An 18,485-nucleotide genomic window follows, 5' to 3' on the forward strand; every position below is an offset into this window, starting at 1 on the left:
TTACCTTCCAGGAGACTTCCCATGATCAATCTCGAACTCCCGAAGAAGCTGAAGGCGAGCGCCAACCAGGCCCACCAGGTCGCCGCCCAGATCTTCCGCCCGATCTCGCGCAAGTACGACCTCGCCGAGCACGCGTACCCGGTCGAACTCGACACCATGTCGGCCATGATCGAGGGCCTCGCCGACTCGGGCACCCAGCAGATCGGCGGCGCCTCCGGCGGTCGTGGCGACGCCGCGACCGACCTGCTGACGGCCAACGCCAACGGCGGCAACATGTCGTCGCTGATGAACACCCTCGAAACCGCGTGGGGCGATGTCGGCCTGCTGCTGACCATCCCCTACCAGGGCCTCGGCAATGCCGCGATCGCCGCCGTGGCCACCGACGAGCAGCTGGAGCGGTTCGGCAAGGTGTGGGCCTCGATGGCCATCACCGAGCCCTCGTTCGGTTCCGACTCCGCCGCCGTGTCGACCACCGCCGTGCTCGACGGTGACGAGTGGGTGCTCAACGGCGAGAAGATCTTCGTCACCGCCGGTGAGCGGTCCACCCACATCGTGGTGTGGGCGACCGTGGACAAGAGCCTCGGCCGGGCGGCGATCAAGTCGTTCGTCGTCCCGCGTGACGCTCCGGGTCTTTCGGTGGCGCGGCTCGAGCACAAGCTCGGCATCAAGGCCTCCGACACCGCGGTACTGCTGCTGCAGGACTGCCGCATTCCGAAGGACAACATCCTCGGCTCGCCGGAAGTCAACGTGGAGAAGGGTTTTGCCGGGGTCATGCAGACCTTCGACAACACCCGCCCGCTGGTGGCCGCGATGGCCATCGGTGTCGCCCGCGCCGCGCTCGAGGAGCTGCGCACCATCCTCACCGAGGCAGGCGTCGACATCTCCTACGACACCCCCGCGATGAACCAGCACGCCGCGGCGGCCGAATTCCTGCGGATGGAAGCCGATTACGAGGCGGCCTACCTGCTCGCCCTGCGCGCGGCGTGGATGGCCGACAACAAGAAGCCGAACTCGCTCGAGGCCTCGATGTCGAAGGCCAAGGCGGGCCGCACCGGCACCGACGTCACCCTCAAGGCCGTGGAACTCGCAGGCGCGCTCGGCTATTCGCAGCGCCTGCTCCTGGAGAAGTGGGGCCGCGACTCGAAGATCCTCGACATCTTCGAGGGCACCCAGCAGATCCAGCAGCTGATCGTCGCCCGTCGCGTCCTCGGCAAGACCAGCGCCGAACTGAAGTGATCGGTTAGCGAAACCGGTGCGGATCATGCAGATCCGCACCGGTTTCGCATTCGTAACTCACCTCGACGAACCCGGAGACTCCCAGTTCAAGCCGGCAGCTTCGGCCGCTTCGCCCAGGCGCTTGTCAAAGGTCACCAATGCCGTCAGATCGGCGGCGAGCTCCAGCGCGGTCGCGAGATGGATCGCATCGAGGCTGCGGATCGACGGCGGTGACACCGCAGCGGCATTCGCCCGCACAATCGGATCGATCTCCACGCGGTCCACCCGTGCCAGCACGGCGGGCACATTGATCAAATCCGCGGGCGCGGCCACCCGAACCGCCCGGACGAGTTCCACCTCGGCCAGCGCTGAAGTCAGCCACGCCATCTCGGTTCGCTCGCCGAGCCAATCGAGCAGCGCATCGGTCTCTGCCTCCCGGTGGACCAGCTTCACCAACGCGCTCGTGTCGAAGTACAGCATCAGTAGCGTTCGCCGTCCCTGAGGTCCTGCAAGGCGGCGCTGACAGCGTTGTCGCTATCGGTGTCGGTCGAGCCACGGCGCAGCTGCGCCAGCAACTCAGCACGTCCTTGTGTAGCCGGACGTGCCCGGCGCTGCGCGATGAGTCTGGAGCGCACATCGCCATCCGGGTCGACCGGAACGATGCGTCCGATAACACGTCCACGCTCGGTGATGTCCACCGATTCCCCCGACTTCACCAGCGCGAGACACCGAGCCGTGTGGTGCGAGAGTTCACGAACCGGAACAGTAGCCATAGCTTAAGTGTGACACTTTTTTGTAAAACATGCGTGAAGCGGTCGATCGGCTAAGCCGGCCGACCGGTGGCGAGAAGTAGCAGGTCGATGGCGGGGGCTTTGATGTCTTCGGGGCCTTCGCCGTAGGTCCAGTCGGTGTCGGTGGCGGTCAATCGGGTGGCGCGGAAGCGTTTCTTCGCGCCGTAGAAGCGGCTGGCGATGGTGTAGTCGAGAGCGGGGAGCACGCGGTCGACGGGGGTTTCGTAGGGGCGCGCGAGGGGGCGGGCGATGTCTTGGCCGTGGACGATGATGTCGACCAGAGGGTCGAGGACGCCCGCGCCGGGTGCGCGGCGGGTCGAGTCGGCGAAGGCGCGCAGTTCGGTGAGCAGTTCGGCCGGGGTGTGGCGGGCGGCGCGGGTGGTGGCCAGCTCGGCGTTCATCCGGTTCCAGTTGCCCTTGGCGCGCAGGACGGCCACGAGGGTCTCGCGCAGGGTGTCGGTGGTGCTCACGTGGGCGAGGACGTCGTGGATGGTCCAGCCCGGGCACAGTGACGGCGTGGCCCACTCGCCGGGGGTGAGGTCTTGGAGAAAGTCGGCGAGTGCCAGCCGTTCGGCTCGCACCCAGTTCTGCACCTGCGCGTCGTCCATGACCACGTCTCCCATTCGTCGTTCGCTACCGGTACCGACGACGCGGCGGCCCGAAACTCATCGACGTGCGATGATTCCCGCCGTGGGGAAGAACTCGAAGCCGAATGCCGTGATGATCCTCGGCGTGGCCGGTGGCGTGGCGATCGGTTTGCTCGTCGCGAACTGGAGTGCGATGCGGGCGGTCGTCTACGCGGTGATCTGGCTGGTCGCGGCGGGGATTCTACTCTATCGACGGCGGCGGGAAGCAGCGGAGAAGACCGCCGAACGGGAGTGATCTCAGATGGTTGTCGTGTCGTTGGCGTGGAGTTGGCGGTCCAGGCGGTACGGGTTCACTTCGAGCAGTGCTCGATCCCAGTCGGCCAGGTCGGCAGCGGCGGCGTAGGTGGTGTCGAGGAAGTGAAGGAGGGTGGCGTCGGGGTCGTCGGACTGGCGCACCGCCTCGTAGGGCAGCACGAATTCGCCGAGGGCGGCGTCCCAGGAGGCGCCCTCGGGTCCCGCGGGCCGCGACGAATACCCGTCGGGGGCGGGGTAGCTGTAGGCGTAGAACATGCCCTCCGTGCCGCCGGGCCAGAAACCCGCGCTGGCGCATTCGCGCGAATACGCCTCCTCCATCACCCAGTTCGCGCAATTGGGCGCCCCGCCGGGATGCAGGGGCGCGCGACGCCCGGAGAAGCGGGTGCAGGCCAGGTCGAGCGAACCCCAGAAGACGTGCACCGGACTCGACTTTCCGGCGAACCCGGCTCGCCAGAGCTGGAACACCCGGTTCACCTGGACGAGTTGCTGCCAGTAGTTCCCGACGGCATCGGCGTCGTAGGACTGGTGAACGGTGTCCTCGGCGAATGGGATCGCGGGGTCGACCTCGTTCGGTGAGGCCTCGATATCGATGGTCACATCCAGGCGGGCGAGCACTTCGACGAGTTCGCCGTAGAAATCGGCGACGGTGCGCGGGCGCAGCGCGAGCGTTGCCCGGCGGCCGTCGCTGGTGCGCAGCACGAGTTCGTGCTCGGCGAAATCGAACTCGATGTCCAGGATACGACCGTCGACCGGAATGGCGCCGGTCGCCAGCCCGCGTGCGCTCACCGCGAACGTGACGTTCCACCAGTGGTTGATCAGCGGCGTGCCCGCCATCTTCAGTTTGCCGACGACCTGCGACCACATATGCAGGGTGTCGCGGGTATCGGCCCAGGTATCGACCTTCAGTGCGGGCCAGCGGGCCTTGTCCGGCGTGAGTCGAGCCATCGGATTCTCACTCCTTCGGTACGCGGTGGGGCGATCGGATCCGTGGAGCAGCCGAGCCTCATCCTACGGCGGGCCGACAGGATCACACGGCGGTGCGCGAATTGTTGTGCATACTTGTCTGAGACCCCGGGTCTCATATAACGTGCGAGCTGCGCCACCCCAAAGGAGACACCGCTGATGCTGTCGACAGCCAAGAACACCGCGACCGATCCCGAGTACCACGAGATCCTGCGCAACCTGTCCGAAGGCTCGGTGAACCGGCACTTCGATCCCTATGTCGACATCGATTGGGATTCGCCCGAGTTCGCCGTGCACAGCGACGACCCGCGCTGGATCATGCCCGACGAGGACCCGCTGGGCCGTCACCCCTGGTACAAGGCGCAACCGATCGAGAAGCAGATCGCCATCGGGATGTGGCGCCAGGCCGGTATCGCCAAGGTTGGCCTGGATTTCGAGCAGCTGCTCATCCGAGGTCTGATGCAGTACCTGATCTCGGTGCCCAACGGTGATCCGGAATTCCGGTACGTCACGCACGAGGCCGCCGAAGAGTGCAACCACACGATGATGTTCCAGGAGATGATCAACCGCATCGGCTACCGCGATGTGATCGGCATGGGCACGATCGACCGCAAGCTCACGATGATCATCTGGCCCGCGGTCAAGTACTTCCCCGAGCTGTTCTTCACGATGATCCTCGGCGGCGAGGAACCGATCGATCACCTGCAGAAGTCGTTGCTGCGCGGCGGTGTGGACCTGCATCCGATGGTGCACCGGGTGATGCAGATCCACGTGGCCGAGGAGGCCCGCCACATCTCCTTCGCCCACGAGTACCTGCGCCGCAACGTGCCGGGCATGAACGTGGTCACCAAATCCCTGCTGTCGGTGCTGTTCCCGCTCGCGATGCGGATCATGCTCGACATGATCATGACGCCGCCCAAGGAGTTCGTCGAGAAGTTCGACATCCCCGCCGAGGTGATGCGCGACGCCTACTGGTCGAACCCGGAATCGCAGACCATGATGCGCAACATCTTCGGCGATGTGCGCGCGCTGGCCACCAACAGCGGCCTGATGAACCCGGTTTCGCGCCTGGCGTGGCGACTGCTCGGTATCGACGGTCCCGTCACCCGGTACCGCAGCGAACCGGCCCGCAAGGCCGCCTGAGCCGGATTCACCCGATCCCACTGTACACAGCGATGTACAGTGGGATATGGCCGATTACGAGAGTGTCCCGCTGACCGAATTACGCGGTCAGCTCGGTAGTGTTTTCGACGGGGTGTCCGCGAGCGGACGACCGGTGATCGTCACCAGGGAGGGGAAAGAATTGGTCGCAGTGGTACCGGCGGAAGTGTTGCGGCACGCGGCATTGCCGCCCGCCTATTTCAACGACGATTTGCGCGAACAGATCCTCGGCAGACTCGACGATCGGATCAAACAGCATTCCGCCGAGGATATCGCCGAGGCGGAGGCGAAACTGAGCAAGGTGATGGGCGCGCTCGACGGCACGAGCGCGAGCCGCCGGTGAGCGTCGCCGACCACACCGCCCTCACCTCGCTTGCGCTGTCCCCGCTGTTCGGGCAGGTCATCATGCGCCAGTTCACCCAGCAGCGCCGCATCATGGTGGTGCCGACGGTGAGCCTGATGGCCGCCATGCGCGCGGTGGACAATGTCGACGAACTCGGCCGCCTGCTCGACAACCGGGTCGCGGTGCGCTGGGCCGATCTCGACGCGGCGGGCGCCATTCGCACGGGTACCACCGTTCCCATCGCCGACAATCACACCGATTGGCCGCTCATCGCCCCGGTCGTCTTCACCGCGCAGAATCTCGATATGCCGGTGCTCACCGCGAAACCCGAGTTGTATCGCGGATACAAGGTGCACGTAGCCCCCATGCCCTGAACTCCATTTTCGCGGGGGCGGCCGATAAACGTGATCCAGGTCTCCGTTACGGTGCCAGCGACAGGAAAAGCTGTACCAGGAACACTCTAGGAGAGCTGGTTATGCAGAGTTTCATGCGTCGTTTCACCACCGCGGTAGCCGCGACCTCGGTCGCCGCCGCCATTGTTTTCGCCGGCCCCGCCGTCGCCGAGCCCACCGAGACCCAGACCGTCGACGTGGCCGCCGCCGTGTCCCAGCTGCGCACCTCCGTCGCGGACAACCCCGGCGCACTCGCCGCCCTCGACCAGCTCGTCGCCGACGGCACGGTCGATGTCGCGCTGCCCGCCCAGCCGTTCCAGATCCCCGCCACCTCCGATATCGGCCAGAACGGTGGCGGACCCGGCGTGTACGGCTCGGGTATCGCGCTCGATGTCGACGGTTTCCGCTTCGGCTTCTTCGGCGGACCGGGCACCATCTCGCCGAATCAGAACGGCGCCAAGCTCGAGGTGATGTGGCTGAACCTGTCGAACGGGCAGAGCGGCACCGCCGTACTCACCGAGCACATGGACGTACCCGTCGACACCACCATCCGCACCGCGCCGCTGAACACCGGCGGCGGCCTGATCGTCGCGGCGGTGTACGGCAGCCTGTGGCACCGCTGGCCCGACGCCGGCCAGCCCGACGGTTACGCCTACCGGCTCGGCCACATCCAGCAGCCGTCGTTCGGCGCCGTCACGCGCTGATTCGCACCGACAACGACACCCCGGGTCCGCATGGTCCCGGGGTGTTCGCGTCGGGGCAACAGCGGATCCGGCGGTGGCGTAGGTTGACCGCGTGGATCTGGACGAGCGACTCGAGGCACTGGAGCGGCGGGTCGCCGCCCTCGAAGGCACCCCGCACACCGACGAGCGGCTGCCCTGGGCGGTGGCGCGGTTGCGCGCGGAATTCGACGACGCGGGCGACCGCAACGGCGGCGTCCTGCTGGCAGGCGCGCTGAAGCTGCCGACGGGTGAGCGGGTGGACTGGCAGGCGCAATACGCCACCGACGCCATCGTCGGCGATATCTGGACCATCGAAGCGGCCAATTGTCTTGCCGCCCTTGCCGATCCGGTTCGCCTGCGGCTGCTCCGCGAGATCGTGTACGGCCGCCGCACCGCCGCGGACCTGGCGGCCATCGCCGAACTCGGCACCTCGGCCGAGATCTATCAGCATCTGCGTCAGCTGGCGGCGGTCGGCTGGTTGCAGACCGCGGGTCTCGGCCGCTTCGAGGTGCCCGAGGGCAGGCTTGTTCCGCTGCTCGCCGCGCTGGCGAGCGCTCAGCGATGATTGGGAATTGTCCCAATTGTCCTGATTTACCACTGTGACGCAGGCCACCACACTGCTACCGTGAGCAGCGAAGACCAACGATGCGTGGAGGTAGACGAGTGAGCGTGGCCCATCTTCTCGAAACGGTGAAAGCCCTCGGTGTTCTGCGTTCGCGTGGCGTCTCCGATCCCACGAAGCCGCTCGAGACCCTGCGGACGATGAAAGAGTCCAAGATCTACGGTCCGCAGGCCACCCTGGTCCGGCACTCCGCCCGCGTCGCCCCCGAACAGGTCGCCCTGGCCGACGAACGCGGCGAACTCACCTACCGCGAACTCGACGACCAGTCCACGGCGGTGGCCCGTGGCCTCCAGGCGGCCGGGATCAGCGAGGGCATGGTGATCGCGGTCCTGGCCCGCGACCACCGCGGTCTCATCATGTCGATGATCGCGGCGGGCAAGCTCGGGGCGCGCATCGCGCTGATGAACACCGGGTTCGCCAAACCGCAGTTCGCCGAGGTGTGCGAGCGCGAGAAGGTGCGCGCGGTCCTGCACGACAGCGAGTTCCTCGGCCTGCTCGACGCACTGCCCGCCGACCTGCCGCGCTACCTCACCTGGGTCGACGAGGGCGCCGAGATCCCCGCGGGCGCAACCACTTTCGACGACCTGATCGCCGCCAACTCCGCCGAGCCGCTGCCCGCGCCGAGCAAGCCGGGCGGTTTCATCATCCTCACCAGCGGCACCACAGGCCTGCCCAAGGGCGCGCCGCGCACCAAGGTGACGCCGATGGCCACCGCGCAGTTCGTCGACCGGGTGCCCTTCCCCAAGCGCGGCGTGATGATGATCGTCTCGCCGATCTTCCACAGCACGGGTCTCGGCACCTGGCTGGTCGGCACCATCCTGTCGAACAAGATTGTGATGCGGCGCCGCTTCGACGCCGAGGCCACGCTGGCCTCGATCGCCGAGCACAAGGTGGAGATGCTGGTCTGCGTGCCGACGATGCTGCACCGGATGACCGAGCTGCCCGCCGAGGTCCGCGCGAAGTACGACCTGTCGTCGCTGAAGGTCATCCTGTTCGCCGGGTCGGCGCTCACCCCGGAGCTGTGCATCCGGGCCACCGAGGTGTTCGGGCCGGTGCTCTACAACCTCTACGGCTCCACCGAGGTGGCCATCGCCTCCATCGCCAACCCCGCCGAGCTGGCGGAGGCGCCGGGCACGGTCGGTCGCTCCCCCATCACCTGCGAGGTCCGCCTCTACGACGAGAACGACCAGCCGGTCCGCGAACCCGGCGCCAAGGGCCGCATCTTCGTGCGCAGCGGTGCCCCGTTCGAGGGCTACACCGACGGCAGGCACAAGCAGATCATCGACGGCTTCATGTCCAGCGGCGACATGGGCCATTTCACCGAGTCCGGCCTGCTCATGGTCGACGGCCGCGACGACGACATGATCGTCTCCGGCGGCGAGAACGTCTACCCGCAGGAGGTGGAGAACCTGCTGATCGAGCACCCGCAGGTGTTCGATGTGGCGGTGGTCGGCGTCGACGACCCCGAGTTCGGAAAACGCCTGCGCGCCTTCGTTGTCCCCGAACCCGGCCAGACACCCGACGCCGCCGCGCTGCAGGCCCACGTGAAGGAGAACCTGGCCCGCTTCAAGGTGCCGCGCGAGGTGGTGTTCGTCGAGGAGCTGCCCCGTAATGCCACCGGCAAGATCCTGCGCCGGGTGCTCATCGACTATGAGGTGTCACAGTGATGTCTCAGCGCTGAGACGGGCGACACAGTAAGAGGCCCGTGCTTGCTATTGTTAGCACCAGCACTGGATCTCGAAGACGCGGTCCGGCCCCGCGGTGACGCGGGCTCGGTCTGCCGAAAGGCTGTTCGATGTCTCTGTCTCTGCCCGCGCTAGGCGGCACGGCTCGGCGTGCGGGCGATTTCGCCCTCGGCGTCAAGGTCATGGTCGACCGCAAGCTGTTCAACCCCCTGCGCCTCGACCATGCCGCGCGCTCGTTCCGCAATGTGTCGAAGTTCGGCCCGTTCGCCGGTGTGGTCATGCACGCCGCCCAGACGCGCCCCGGTGCGGGTGCGATCGTCGACGAACGCGGTGAGCTCACCTTCGGACTGCTCGACGAGCAGTCGAGCGCGTTGGCCCGTGGGCTGCGCGCCGGCGGCATCAGCGAGGGCGATGTCATCGCGGTCCTGGCGCGCGACCACCGCGGCATGGTGCTGAGCCTGCTCGCGGCGGGCAAGCTCGGCGTGCGCGCGGTTCTGATGAACACCGGTTTCGCCAAACCGCAGTTCGCCGATGTGGCCACCCGCGAGAAGGTCAAGGCGGTGCTGCACGACAGCGAGTTCATGGACCTCATGAGCGCCATTCCCGCCGAGATCCCGCGCGTCCTGACCTGGGTCGACGAGGCGCACGGTGTGGATCCGTCGATCCCGACGGTCGAATCGCTGATCTCGGGGCGCTCGGTCGAACCGCTGACGCCGCCGAGCAAGCCGGGCGGCATGGTGATCTTGACCAGCGGCACCACCGGCACCCCCAAGGGCGCGCCGCGCGACAAGGTGAGCCCGTTCGCGTCGGCCCAGTTCGTCGACCGGGTGCCGCTGCCCTACAACGGCACGATGATCATGGCGGCGCCGATCTTCCACGGCACCGGCCTGTCGCAGTTCACCCTCGGTCTGGCGTTGGGCAACCGGGTGATCTTCCAGCAGCGCAAGTTCGACCCCGAACAGACCCTGGCCAATATCGTGAAGTACCGGGCGGATTCGCTGGTCGTCGTTCCGACGATGCTGCAGCGCATCCTCGACCTGGACGAGAAGATCCTGGCGAAGTACGACCCGTCCACGATCAAGGTGATCTTCGCGGCCGGCTCGGCCATCGCACCCGATGTGGTGACCCGCTGCCTGGACTACTTCGGCGACAGCCTCTACAACCTCTACGGTTCCACCGAATGCGCGGTGATGACCGTGGCCACCCCCGAGGATCTGCGCAAGTCGCCGACCACCGCGGGCAAGCCGCCGGTCGGTATCCGCATCGTGCTGCTCGACGAGAACCGCAAACCCATCACCGAGCCGAACGTCACCGGGACCATCTTCGTGGACAACGGTTTCGCCTTCACCGGCTACACCGACGGCCGCACCAAGGAAATGGTCGACGGCATGATGTCCAGCGGCGACGTGGGCCATTTCGACGAAGACGGCCTGCTCTACATCGACGGCCGCGACGACGACATGATCGTGTCCGGCGGTGAGAACGTCTTCCCGCTCGAGGTGGAGAACCTCATCGCGGGCCGCCACGACGTGTTCGAGGCGGCCGTGGTCGGTGTCGACGACCGCGACTACGGGAAACGGTTGCGCGCCTTCGTCGTGCCCGGGCCCGACTCCGCCCGGGATGCCGACGAGATCAAGGACTTCGTGCGCCAGAACCTGGCCCGCTACAAGGTGCCGCGCGAAGTGATCTTCCTCGACGAGCTGCCCCGCAACGCGACCGGCAAACTGCTGCGCAAGCCGCTGATCGAGATGGACATCGACGGGCAGTGATCCCGTCGCACCGTCGGGACCCGTCTCGGCGGTGCTTTATCATCGGCCGGTGATCATCGAGTTCCGGCGGGCGTCCGCGCCGTCGCGTGCCTTCGGCGCGCGCGTGCGCGGTGCCTGTGCGGGCTCGATGTCGGGTGCGTTGTCGCTGGCCGCCCACGGGCTGGCCGCCGGGAGCGCGATGCCCGGCAGCACAACGGTCGTACTGCTGGCGGCCGTGTCGGCCGTGGTCGGCGCGCTGGTGGCCGGGCCGGTGCGTCACGGTGCGCTCGGGCTCGCGGTGGTGCTGCTGGGTGGTCAGCTCGTGGGTCACACCACGATGAGCTGGTCCGGTCACGGACACCACGTGGAGGATTCGCTCGGCCTCGGCATGCTCACGGCCCACACCGTCGCGGCCGTCCTCGCCGCGGTGGTCGTCATCGGCGCCGAAGCCGCCTATCGCGCCGTGGGCGCCCTGCTGGCCCGCGCTCTCCCTCAGCGCTACCGCACCCCGCGCATTCCCGGTCGCGCACCGCTGCGCCTGACCCACCGCGACCGCGTCGTCTTGCGCGTCCTCACCGCGCGATCGCTGCGCACCCGAGCCCCGCCTCTCGCCTTCGCCTTCTGACCTTTCCCGGTGCGCGCATTCTCGTGCACTGGTCACCAATGCATGCCCCCGTGCTCGGCGGCTGTGCGTCTCGCCGGCCGACCGGCTTCGTGAGCGCGCCCGTTCGTCTTCATCGCGGAGGTCGGTGCGCTCGCGCAGCTCTCTGGCGGCTCATCGTGGTCGGTGGCTGGAAGCTCGCCTCACGACGTCGGCCACTGTGGCTCGCGCGGCGGCGGCCGAGGCATGCCGCGCGAAGTGGTTCGGTGAGCTCGTGCCGGACAACTCGGACTTCGTGTCGGCGGAGCACCCGGGCCAGCGAAAGCCGCGTGTCTTCCAACGCGGATGTCGTGGCTGGTTCTGCGCGAGCTGCCGATGCCTACCTCGGCGAGAGCCCTCCGGCATGCGGTGGCTGCTGCTCGCGATGGTGAGCACCGGGCTTCACTACTTCAGAAACGAATGATGATGAGTATTACCGATATTCGTCCGGCCGGGAGTTCGGTCGGGGACGGTGAGCGGACACCTCGCGCACGGCGCGGGATGCGGGTCGCTCCCTTGGCCATGCGGCTGCATTTCTACGCGGGGTTCTTCGTCGCCCCGTTCATCCTGATCGCGGCGCTCACCGGCGCGCTGTACGCGATCGCGCCGACGATCGAAGGGTTCGTGTCGCGGGATCTGCTTCAGGTACAGACCTCCGGGCCGGATCGAGCATTGTCGGCGCAGGTGGGCGCGGCGGTCGCCGGCAAGCCCGACCTGGCATTGGTGGCCGTCGCCCCGGCCGCGGCCGACGGTGAAACCACGCGGGTGCTGTTCAACGATCCTTCGCTGGGTGATTCCGAACGCCTCTCGGTGTTCGTCGACCCGCACACCGCCCAGCCGGTGGGCGAGGCCGTCGTCTACGGCAGCGGTGGCGCGCTGCCGTTGCGGGCCTGGCTCAGCGAGTTCCACCGGAGTCTGCACCTGGGCGAACCCGGTCGGCTCTACAGCGAGCTCGCGGCCTCGTGGTTGTGGGTGATCGCCCTGTTCGGGCTGGTGCTGTGGGTGAACCGGGTGCGCAAGCGTCGTGCGCGCAACGGTGCGCGGTGGCTGGTGGCACCGGATCTGTCGCAACCGAAACGCCGGAAGATGAACTGGCACGGCGCGATCGGTGTGTGGACGCTTCCGGTGATCCTGTTGCTGTCGGCGACGGGGCTGACCTGGTCGGCCTATGCCGGTGAGAACGTGACGAAGCTGCGCGAGGAAATGAGCTGGACCACCCCGGCGGTGAGCGTGGCACTGCCCGGCGCGGCCGCACCGGCGACGACAGGCGGCGACCACCACAGCGGCGGTAGCACCACACCCGCACCGGTCGATCAGCACCTCCGGATCGCGCAACTCGACCGGGTGTACGAGGTCGCGCGGGCCAACGGCATCACCCAGGCCGCCGAGATCACTGTTCCGGCGGAATCGGACGCCGCTTTCGGGGTCAAGGAGCTACGCAAGCCCGGCACCTACACGATCGACTCGGTCGCGGTCGACGGCAACGGCACGGTCACCGATCGGCTCGCCTACGCCGACTGGCCGCTGATGGCCAAGCTCACCAACTGGGGTATCGCCTTCCACATGGGGCTGCTGTTCGGCCTGGTCAACCAGCTGTTGCTGCTGGCGATCATGCTCGGTCTCGTGGTCATGATCGTCCTCGGCTACCGGATGTGGTGGCAGCGGCGACCCACCCGCGCCGGCTCGTTGCCGATGCCGCCGCGGCGCGGCGTCCTGCGCAAGGCATCGCTGTGGATCACGGTTCCGCTCGTCGCGGCGGCCGTGGTGATCGGGTGGTTCGTACCTTTGCTCGGGCTGAGCCTGCTCGGGTTCTTCCTGATCGACGTGGCGCTCGGCCTGGCCGCCCGCGCCTACCCGAACAGCTGAGTGCGCTGTCGGCGAGGTGAAACCACCTCGCCGACAGCCGCTTTCGGCCCGGCGACCAGCTCCTTTCCCGCGTGCCCGGTCCGCCAGGCGCGAGATGCTTAGGATCGGGGCATGGCGATCGACCGGCGGCAATTCCTGCGATACGGCGCGACCGGGTCGATCGTGGCGGCGGTCGGGGTGTCGGCGGCGAGCAGCGCACCGTTTCCCGCACCCCGCTTCCTCGGCGAACCGTTCTCCCTCGGCGTGGCCTCCGGCGAACCGACACCCGACGGCGTGGTGCTGTGGACCCGGCTCGCCCCCGACCCGCTGGCCCCCGACGGGTACGGCGGGATGCCGGTCGACCCGGTGACGGTCGACTACGAGGTCGCCGAGGACGAACGATTCAGCAAGGTCGTCGTCCGGGGTTCGGCGGTGGCCACCCGCGCGCTCGGCCACAGCGTGCATCCCGAGGTGACCGGCCTGGCGCCGGATCGCTGGTACTACTACCGCTTCCGCGCGGGCTCGGCCATCTCACCGGTCGGACGCACCCGCACCGCGCCACCGCCGGACCGGCCGACGCGACGGATGCGATTCGCGTTCGCCTCGTGCCAGTCGTGGAGTTCGGGCTACTACACCGCCTATGAGCACATGGCCGCCGAGGACCTCGATCTCGTCGTCCACCTGGGCGACTACATCTACGAGTCCTCGTGGGTGGTCGCCCGGCGCGGTGTGCGGCTGCCGCCGCAGCTCGAGGGCGAGGCGGTCGACCTCGCCGGATACCGGCTGCGCTACGCCCAGGCCAAGGCCGAAGCGCCCCTGCAAGCCGCCCACGCCGCGTTCCCCTGGCTGGTCACCTTCGACGACCACGAACTCGACAACAACTGGGCCGGTGAGCATCCCGGCCTCGGCAACGACGTGCACCGCCTGCCGTTCCTGTTCCGGCGCCGCAAAGCCGCCGCGTTCCAGGCGATGTACGAACATCAGCCGATGCGTCTGGCACAGCTCCCGTCGGGTTCGTCGATCCGCCTGCATCGCCGCTACCGCTTCGGTGACCTGGCCGAATTCACCATGATCGACACCAGGCAGTACCGCGACGAACAGGCCTGCGGTGACGGTAAAGCGGTGCTCGACTGCGCCGACCGGTACTCCACCGGGCGCTCGATTCTCGGCGCGGCCCAGCGTGACTGGCTCGTCGACGGTTTCGCCGCGTCCACCGCGCGCTGGCAGATCCTCGGCAACCAGGTCGCCATGGCCGAATCCGACTACGATCCCGGCCCGGACCTGCTGCTCGGCACCGACGCCTGGGACGGCTACATCGCCGACCGCAATGCCGTGCTCGGCGCCGCCGTCGACCACGACGTGGCCAACCTGGTGGTGATCACCGGTGACCGGCACGAGAACTACGTCGCCGACCTGCACCGCGACTACACCGACCCCGGATCACCGGTGGTCGCGACCGAATTCACGGGCACCTCGATCAGCACGGGCGGTGACGGCGAGGACTTCCCCGACACCGGCCGTGCCCTGCTGGCCGCCAACCCGCACATGCGGTTCTACAACAAGCAACGCGGCTATGTGCGGGTGGAGCTCGACCATCAGCTGTGGCGCAACGACTTCCGGGTCGTGCCGTACGTGCGTTCGCCGGGCGCGCCGATCAGCACCCGTGCCAGTTTCGTCGTGCAGGACGGCATTCCCGGCACGATCGAGGCCTAGTGGGCGAAGTCCACTGTGCGTGATCGTGCCCCGCGTCACCGCCGAAACGGGTGAACAATTGAGCGACCGTTCAATCCAGTTTGCGGGCGCCCGCACCCGGTTCGGCCGTGATCACCCGTGGCGCGGCCAGGCCCGCCGCCGCGAAGCGCCGCCCGATCGCGGCGCCGATCCGGTCGGCATCGGCGCGTTCGACCAGGGCGAGCACGCTGCCGCCGAAACCGCCGCCGACCATCCGCGCACCGTAGGCGCCCGCGTCGAGCGCCGCGTCGACGGCGAGGTCGAGCGCCGGTGTGGAGACTTCGAAGTCGTCGCGCAGTGACCGATGGGAGGCGGTGAGCAGCGGGCCGATGGCGCGCGGGTCGGCGCCGGAACGCAACCGGGAGACCACGTCGAGGACGCGATCGTTCTCGGTGACGACGTGGGTCGCCCTGCGGCGCAGCACCGGATCGTGCAGCCGGGCCATGTTCAGCTCGGTGGCGTCACGCAGCGCGTGGACGCCGAGGACGGCGGCGGCCGCCGCACATTCGTTGCGGCGCTCGGCGTAGCCGCCGTCGGCCAGGTCGTGTGGGTGACCGGTGTCGGCGACGATCAGCGCAAGCCCCGCGGCCCGCAGGTCGAACGGGATCTGTTCCACCGCACCGGCTTCGCCGTTCAGGTAAGCACGCACATCGAGGAACAGGGCGTGGCCCTCGGTGCACAGGATGGCGGCGGACTGGTCGAGGATGCCGGTCGGCACACCGGCGAAACCGTTCTCGGCCGCACGCGCGATCCGCACCATCGCCCGGTCGTCGAGATCGGGCGCGAACAGGTCACGCAGGGCAATGGTCACCGCGCAACACAACGCCGCCGAGCTCGACAGGCCCGCACCGATCGGCACCGCGCCGTCGAGTTCGAGATCGACCCCGGGGAACGGGCGCCCACCGGCGACGAACTCGCACACCACACCGAGCGGGTAACGCGCCCAGCCGGGCAGCTGATCCCGGTGTCCGGCAAGCTCATCCATGGCCAGTTCGACGTCTTCACCCGGCCGCTGTACCGAACCGACCCGCACCCGGCCGTCAGTACGCGCCCCGGCCGCACACACCACCCCGAGCGACAACGCGATCGGCAGTGCGAACCCGTCGTTGTAGTCGGTGTGCTCGCCGATGATGTTGACCCGGCCCGGCGCGATCCACCTGTCCACCCACACTCCCTTCTCACCGCCCCCCGCGCACCACCCCTGCTGACCATCAAACACCGTCTACCCGTGCCGCAGCCGAATCCCCATCGCGACGGCGCGGGACGTGTCATGATCGACTCAGTTGTAAAGGTTTTTCAGCGTCGGCGCGCCCGCCGACCGGGAATTCCACTCGGACAACGACACTCGGTGCTCCTCGGCCGACACCCCGAACCGAATTCCCGGCTCCACGTTTTCTCGGCGCGTCGCGGCGGATCGAGGGGGATCTGATGAAGGTCGGCACAGCACATCGGGGTCGTACGCGCTGGTGGACGCCTTCGCTCGGCGCGGTGGGTGTCATCGCGATCGCGCCGCTGCTCGGTGGGCGGCCCCTGTCGTTCCTGCTGCTCCTGATTGTCGCCGCGGGCAGTCTGGCGATGATCGGCATCGGTCTGCGCCGGTTCCGGCCGAGCAACCGGATGCCGTGGTGTCTGCTCGCCACGTCCATCCCCCTTTTCGCCGCGGGCACCACGATTCGCGAGCTGGACACGCACACCGCCTGGCATCCGGCCGACGACCTGAGCACCCTGGCCGCCTACGTGTGCCTCGCGCTGGCCGCCGTCGGCTGGCTGCAGCCGCGCAGGCTCACCGGTGCGTGCGACTCCTGGCTCGACTCGACCCTCATCGGGATCAGCGCGCTGCTGACCTCGTGGACGTTCCTGATCTCGCCGATTCTGCGCCACAACACCGGTGTCGACGCGGTGATCGCCGCGAGCTACCCGGTGATCGACGCACTGCTGCTCACCGCACTGGCACATTCGCTCGTCACCGTCGCCCGGTCGGACATCGCCTTGCGGCTGTTGCACGCGGCCCTGCTCGCGGTGCTGGTATCGGGAGTGGTCGAAAGTCTCTCGGCCGCAGGCTTTCTCGCGACCCAGAGCGCATTCGGCCTGGTGCCGCACCAGCTGGCCTATCTGCTGGCGGGACTGGCCGCGCTGCACCCGACGATGGACGTGAGCCGCGACGGCGCCGAAGCGCATCCGCACCGCTCCCGCAGGCGGGCAGGCGTGATCGCGGTGGCCCTGGTCGGCGCCTCGCTGATGAGCGTGGTCGGTACCGACCTCGGCACCGGCGACCGGATGGTGATCTGCCTGCTGCTCACCTCGCTGCTGGTCGGGGTGCTCGTACGCAGCGAACGCGCCATCGCCCGCAGCCAGTTCAGCGAACGCCGCGCCCAGTACCGGGCCGACCACGACGTGCTCACCGGACTGCTCAACCGGGCCGCACTGCTGCGCGCACCGCAGCGGCTGCGCACGCAGTGGGCGGGAAAACCGTTGTGCCTGTTGTTCATCGACCTCGACGGTTTCAAGATGGTCAACGACAGTTACGGCCACGCGATCGGCGACGAGCTGATCGCACGGGCCGCGTCCCGCATCCGTCGCACGGCGCGGCGCACCGACGTGACCGCACGCTACGGAGGCGACGAATTCGTCGTCCTGTCCCCGCGGACCCGCGCCGAGGCGGGGGTCCTCGCCGAACATCTGCTCGGCGCGTTCGTGCGGCCCTTCGAGCTGAGCTGCGGGGAAATCCCCATCACCGCCAGTATCGGGGTGGCGTGCGTGCGCACCCGGCCCAGCGACACCACCGTCTACGACCTGATCCGCGAGGCCGACGCGGCCATGTATCACGCCAAGGAACACCGCCTCGGCCTCACCTTTCACGACGACATGCACCGGCCGGGCTTCCGGCGGGCGCTGCGCCGCGCCGCCGACCCGACGAGCACGGCGGTGTGAGGGTGTCAGTCCCCCAGTTCGGCGAGCAGCCTTTTGGCCGCCTCCAGTTCGGCCTGCAGCTGAGCCACCTTGGCCTGCTGCACCTCCCGGGCGGCTTCCAGGATCCCGGCGACCACTTCCTCGACCTCCGGGTGCAGGATCTTGGCCGCCTGGGCGACCGCGCCGCTGTTCACGGCGAGTCCCTTGACGCTGCGCTTCTTGCCGTTCACGACGTCGACGGTCCATTCGCCGTCGGCGGTGCCCGTGAGCGTGACGGTGACCTCGGGCGCCTTGGGCTTGCGCGCCGCCGTGGCCTTGGCCGGACGCGGCGGCGCCGGTTTCGCCGCGGCGGTGGCCTCGTCGGGCACGGGCGCGAGCGAACGCGGCGCGGCGGGCTTCGGCGCGGCACTCGGCGGAGACGAGGGCTGGGTCACTGGGGTGTCCTTTCGGTTGCTCGGCTCGGGGACGTGGTGCGTGGCGGGCTTGGCGCCGCCGGGCGCAACGGTAGTCCCGCGGGCCGGCTTGGTCAGCGTCACCTCGCTCGGGCCGAACGAGAGCACATCTTTGGAACCGGTCGGGCGCACCTGCAGGAAGTCGCCGTCGGCCGGGTCACCGAGCGCGACGATCTTGCCGGACTTGCCCTCCTCGATGCCGACGGCCGCAGCGGTGAACCACACCATCGGAGGTTTGCCCTCGGCCAGCTCGCCTGCGATGCGCGCGAGCTCGGCCTCGGACAGAACCGGGGGAGCTGATCGACGGGATGCGGACTTGGTGCTCGGCGAGGACATCGTGGACTCCGGGAGGTTGGTGCGTGC

General features: G+C 68.3%; 19 protein-coding genes. 13 read left to right on the plus strand and 6 right to left on the minus strand.

Annotated elements, in window-relative coordinates:
• Nucleotides 1–21: 21 nt before the first annotated feature.
• Nucleotides 22–1,236 carry an acyl-CoA dehydrogenase family protein gene (locus tag AB0I35_RS11385; RefSeq protein ID WP_357395695.1) on the plus strand — a complete coding sequence of 405 codons (1,215 nt, stop codon included), beginning with the start codon at nucleotides 22–24 and terminating at the stop codon, nucleotides 1,234–1,236.
• 57 nt (nucleotides 1,237–1,293) lie between these two features.
• Here the strand turns inward: AB0I35_RS11385 and AB0I35_RS11390 are convergent, their stop codons facing one another.
• The 3 genes from AB0I35_RS11390 to AB0I35_RS11400 all read right to left on the minus strand — a co-directional run bounded on the left by AB0I35_RS11390 (nucleotide 1,294) and on the right by AB0I35_RS11400 (nucleotide 2,629).
• The gene (locus AB0I35_RS11390; protein ID WP_356986610.1) at nucleotides 1,294–1,695 is read right to left on the minus strand and encodes a type II toxin-antitoxin system VapC family toxin; all 402 of its coding nucleotides are present in this window, start codon (nucleotides 1,693–1,695) and stop codon (nucleotides 1,294–1,296) included.
• Nucleotides 1,695–1,913 (minus strand): hypothetical protein, encoded by a 219-nt coding sequence (locus AB0I35_RS11395; RefSeq protein WP_356986611.1) that lies wholly within the window; start codon nucleotides 1,911–1,913, stop codon nucleotides 1,695–1,697. The genes AB0I35_RS11390 and AB0I35_RS11395 overlap by 1 nt, the downstream gene beginning before the upstream one ends.
• A gap of 125 nt (nucleotides 1,914–2,038) precedes the next feature.
• Entirely contained in the window at nucleotides 2,039–2,629 is a 591-nt protein-coding gene (locus AB0I35_RS11400) for a maleylpyruvate isomerase family mycothiol-dependent enzyme (protein ID WP_357395697.1), read from the minus strand.
• Nucleotides 2,630–2,696: 67 nt separating this feature from the next.
• Here AB0I35_RS11400 and AB0I35_RS11405 point away from each other — a divergent pair, with 67 nt between their 5' ends.
• A complete protein-coding gene (locus tag AB0I35_RS11405; RefSeq protein ID WP_357395698.1) occupies nucleotides 2,697–2,888 on the plus strand; it encodes a hypothetical protein in 192 nt (63 codons plus the stop codon).
• Nucleotides 2,889–2,890: 2 nt separating this feature from the next.
• Here AB0I35_RS11405 and AB0I35_RS11410 read toward each other — a convergent pair whose 3' ends face one another.
• Nucleotides 2,891–3,853 carry a DUF5996 family protein gene (locus AB0I35_RS11410; RefSeq protein WP_357395700.1) on the minus strand — a complete coding sequence of 321 codons (963 nt, stop codon included), beginning with the start codon at nucleotides 3,851–3,853 and terminating at the stop codon, nucleotides 2,891–2,893.
• Nucleotides 3,854–4,030: 177 nt separating this feature from the next.
• Here AB0I35_RS11410 and AB0I35_RS11415 point away from each other — a divergent pair, with 177 nt between their 5' ends.
• The 10 genes from AB0I35_RS11415 to AB0I35_RS11460 all read left to right on the plus strand — a co-directional run bounded on the left by AB0I35_RS11415 (nucleotide 4,031) and on the right by AB0I35_RS11460 (nucleotide 14,742).
• Nucleotides 4,031–5,014 (plus strand): diiron oxygenase, encoded by a 984-nt coding sequence (locus AB0I35_RS11415; protein ID WP_357395701.1) that lies wholly within the window; start codon nucleotides 4,031–4,033, stop codon nucleotides 5,012–5,014.
• Between the two features lie 46 nt (nucleotides 5,015–5,060).
• Complete coding sequence (locus tag AB0I35_RS11420) at nucleotides 5,061–5,375, plus strand: type II toxin-antitoxin system prevent-host-death family antitoxin (RefSeq protein WP_067491628.1); 315 nt, start codon at nucleotides 5,061–5,063, stop codon at nucleotides 5,373–5,375.
• Nucleotides 5,372–5,749 (plus strand): hypothetical protein, encoded by a 378-nt coding sequence (locus AB0I35_RS11425; RefSeq protein WP_067491626.1) that lies wholly within the window; start codon nucleotides 5,372–5,374, stop codon nucleotides 5,747–5,749. Before AB0I35_RS11420 ends, AB0I35_RS11425 begins: the two co-directional genes overlap by 4 nt.
• 101 nt (nucleotides 5,750–5,850) lie before the next feature.
• A complete protein-coding gene (locus AB0I35_RS11430) occupies nucleotides 5,851–6,471 on the plus strand; it encodes a hypothetical protein (protein WP_067491624.1) in 621 nt (206 codons plus the stop codon).
• Between the two features lie 91 nt (nucleotides 6,472–6,562).
• Nucleotides 6,563–7,054 carry a helix-turn-helix domain-containing protein gene (locus AB0I35_RS11435; protein ID WP_067491622.1) on the plus strand — a complete coding sequence of 164 codons (492 nt, stop codon included), beginning with the start codon at nucleotides 6,563–6,565 and terminating at the stop codon, nucleotides 7,052–7,054.
• Nucleotides 7,055–7,134: 80 nt separating this feature from the next.
• Nucleotides 7,135–8,778, plus strand: a complete 1,644-nt coding sequence (locus AB0I35_RS11440) for an acyl-CoA synthetase (protein WP_357395702.1) — start codon at nucleotides 7,135–7,137, stop codon at nucleotides 8,776–8,778.
• A 128-nt stretch (nucleotides 8,779–8,906) separates the two neighbouring features.
• On the plus strand, nucleotides 8,907–10,565 hold the full coding sequence (locus AB0I35_RS11445; protein ID WP_357395703.1) for an acyl-CoA synthetase: 1,659 nt from the start codon (nucleotides 8,907–8,909) through the stop codon (nucleotides 10,563–10,565).
• Nucleotides 10,566–10,614: 49 nt separating this feature from the next.
• Complete coding sequence (locus AB0I35_RS11450; protein ID WP_357395704.1) at nucleotides 10,615–11,169, plus strand: hypothetical protein; 555 nt, start codon at nucleotides 10,615–10,617, stop codon at nucleotides 11,167–11,169.
• Nucleotides 11,170–11,610: 441 nt separating this feature from the next.
• Nucleotides 11,611–13,050 carry a PepSY-associated TM helix domain-containing protein gene (locus AB0I35_RS11455; RefSeq protein WP_357395705.1) on the plus strand — a complete coding sequence of 480 codons (1,440 nt, stop codon included), beginning with the start codon at nucleotides 11,611–11,613 and terminating at the stop codon, nucleotides 13,048–13,050.
• Nucleotides 13,051–13,161: 111 nt separating this feature from the next.
• Nucleotides 13,162–14,742 carry an alkaline phosphatase D family protein gene (locus AB0I35_RS11460; RefSeq protein WP_357395706.1) on the plus strand — a complete coding sequence of 527 codons (1,581 nt, stop codon included), beginning with the start codon at nucleotides 13,162–13,164 and terminating at the stop codon, nucleotides 14,740–14,742.
• A gap of 70 nt (nucleotides 14,743–14,812) precedes the next feature.
• Here the strand turns inward: AB0I35_RS11460 and galK are convergent, their stop codons facing one another.
• The gene (galK, locus tag AB0I35_RS11465) at nucleotides 14,813–15,925 is read right to left on the minus strand and encodes a galactokinase (RefSeq protein ID WP_357395707.1); all 1,113 of its coding nucleotides are present in this window, start codon (nucleotides 15,923–15,925) and stop codon (nucleotides 14,813–14,815) included.
• A 263-nt stretch (nucleotides 15,926–16,188) separates the two neighbouring features.
• On the opposite strand from galK, the gene AB0I35_RS11470 reads away from it, so the two are divergent.
• Nucleotides 16,189–17,691, plus strand: coding sequence for a GGDEF domain-containing protein (locus AB0I35_RS11470; RefSeq protein WP_357395708.1), 1,503 nt, complete (start codon nucleotides 16,189–16,191; stop codon nucleotides 17,689–17,691).
• 5 nt (nucleotides 17,692–17,696) lie between these two features.
• Here the strand turns inward: AB0I35_RS11470 and AB0I35_RS11475 are convergent, their stop codons facing one another.
• Nucleotides 17,697–18,458 carry a DUF6319 family protein gene (locus AB0I35_RS11475; protein WP_357395709.1) on the minus strand — a complete coding sequence of 254 codons (762 nt, stop codon included), beginning with the start codon at nucleotides 18,456–18,458 and terminating at the stop codon, nucleotides 17,697–17,699.
• Nucleotides 18,459–18,485 lie beyond the last annotated feature (27 nt).

This window comes from Nocardia sp. NPDC050378, assembly GCF_040655675.1.
Taxonomy (GTDB): Bacteria; Actinomycetota; Actinomycetes; order Mycobacteriales; family Mycobacteriaceae; genus Nocardia; species Nocardia coubleae.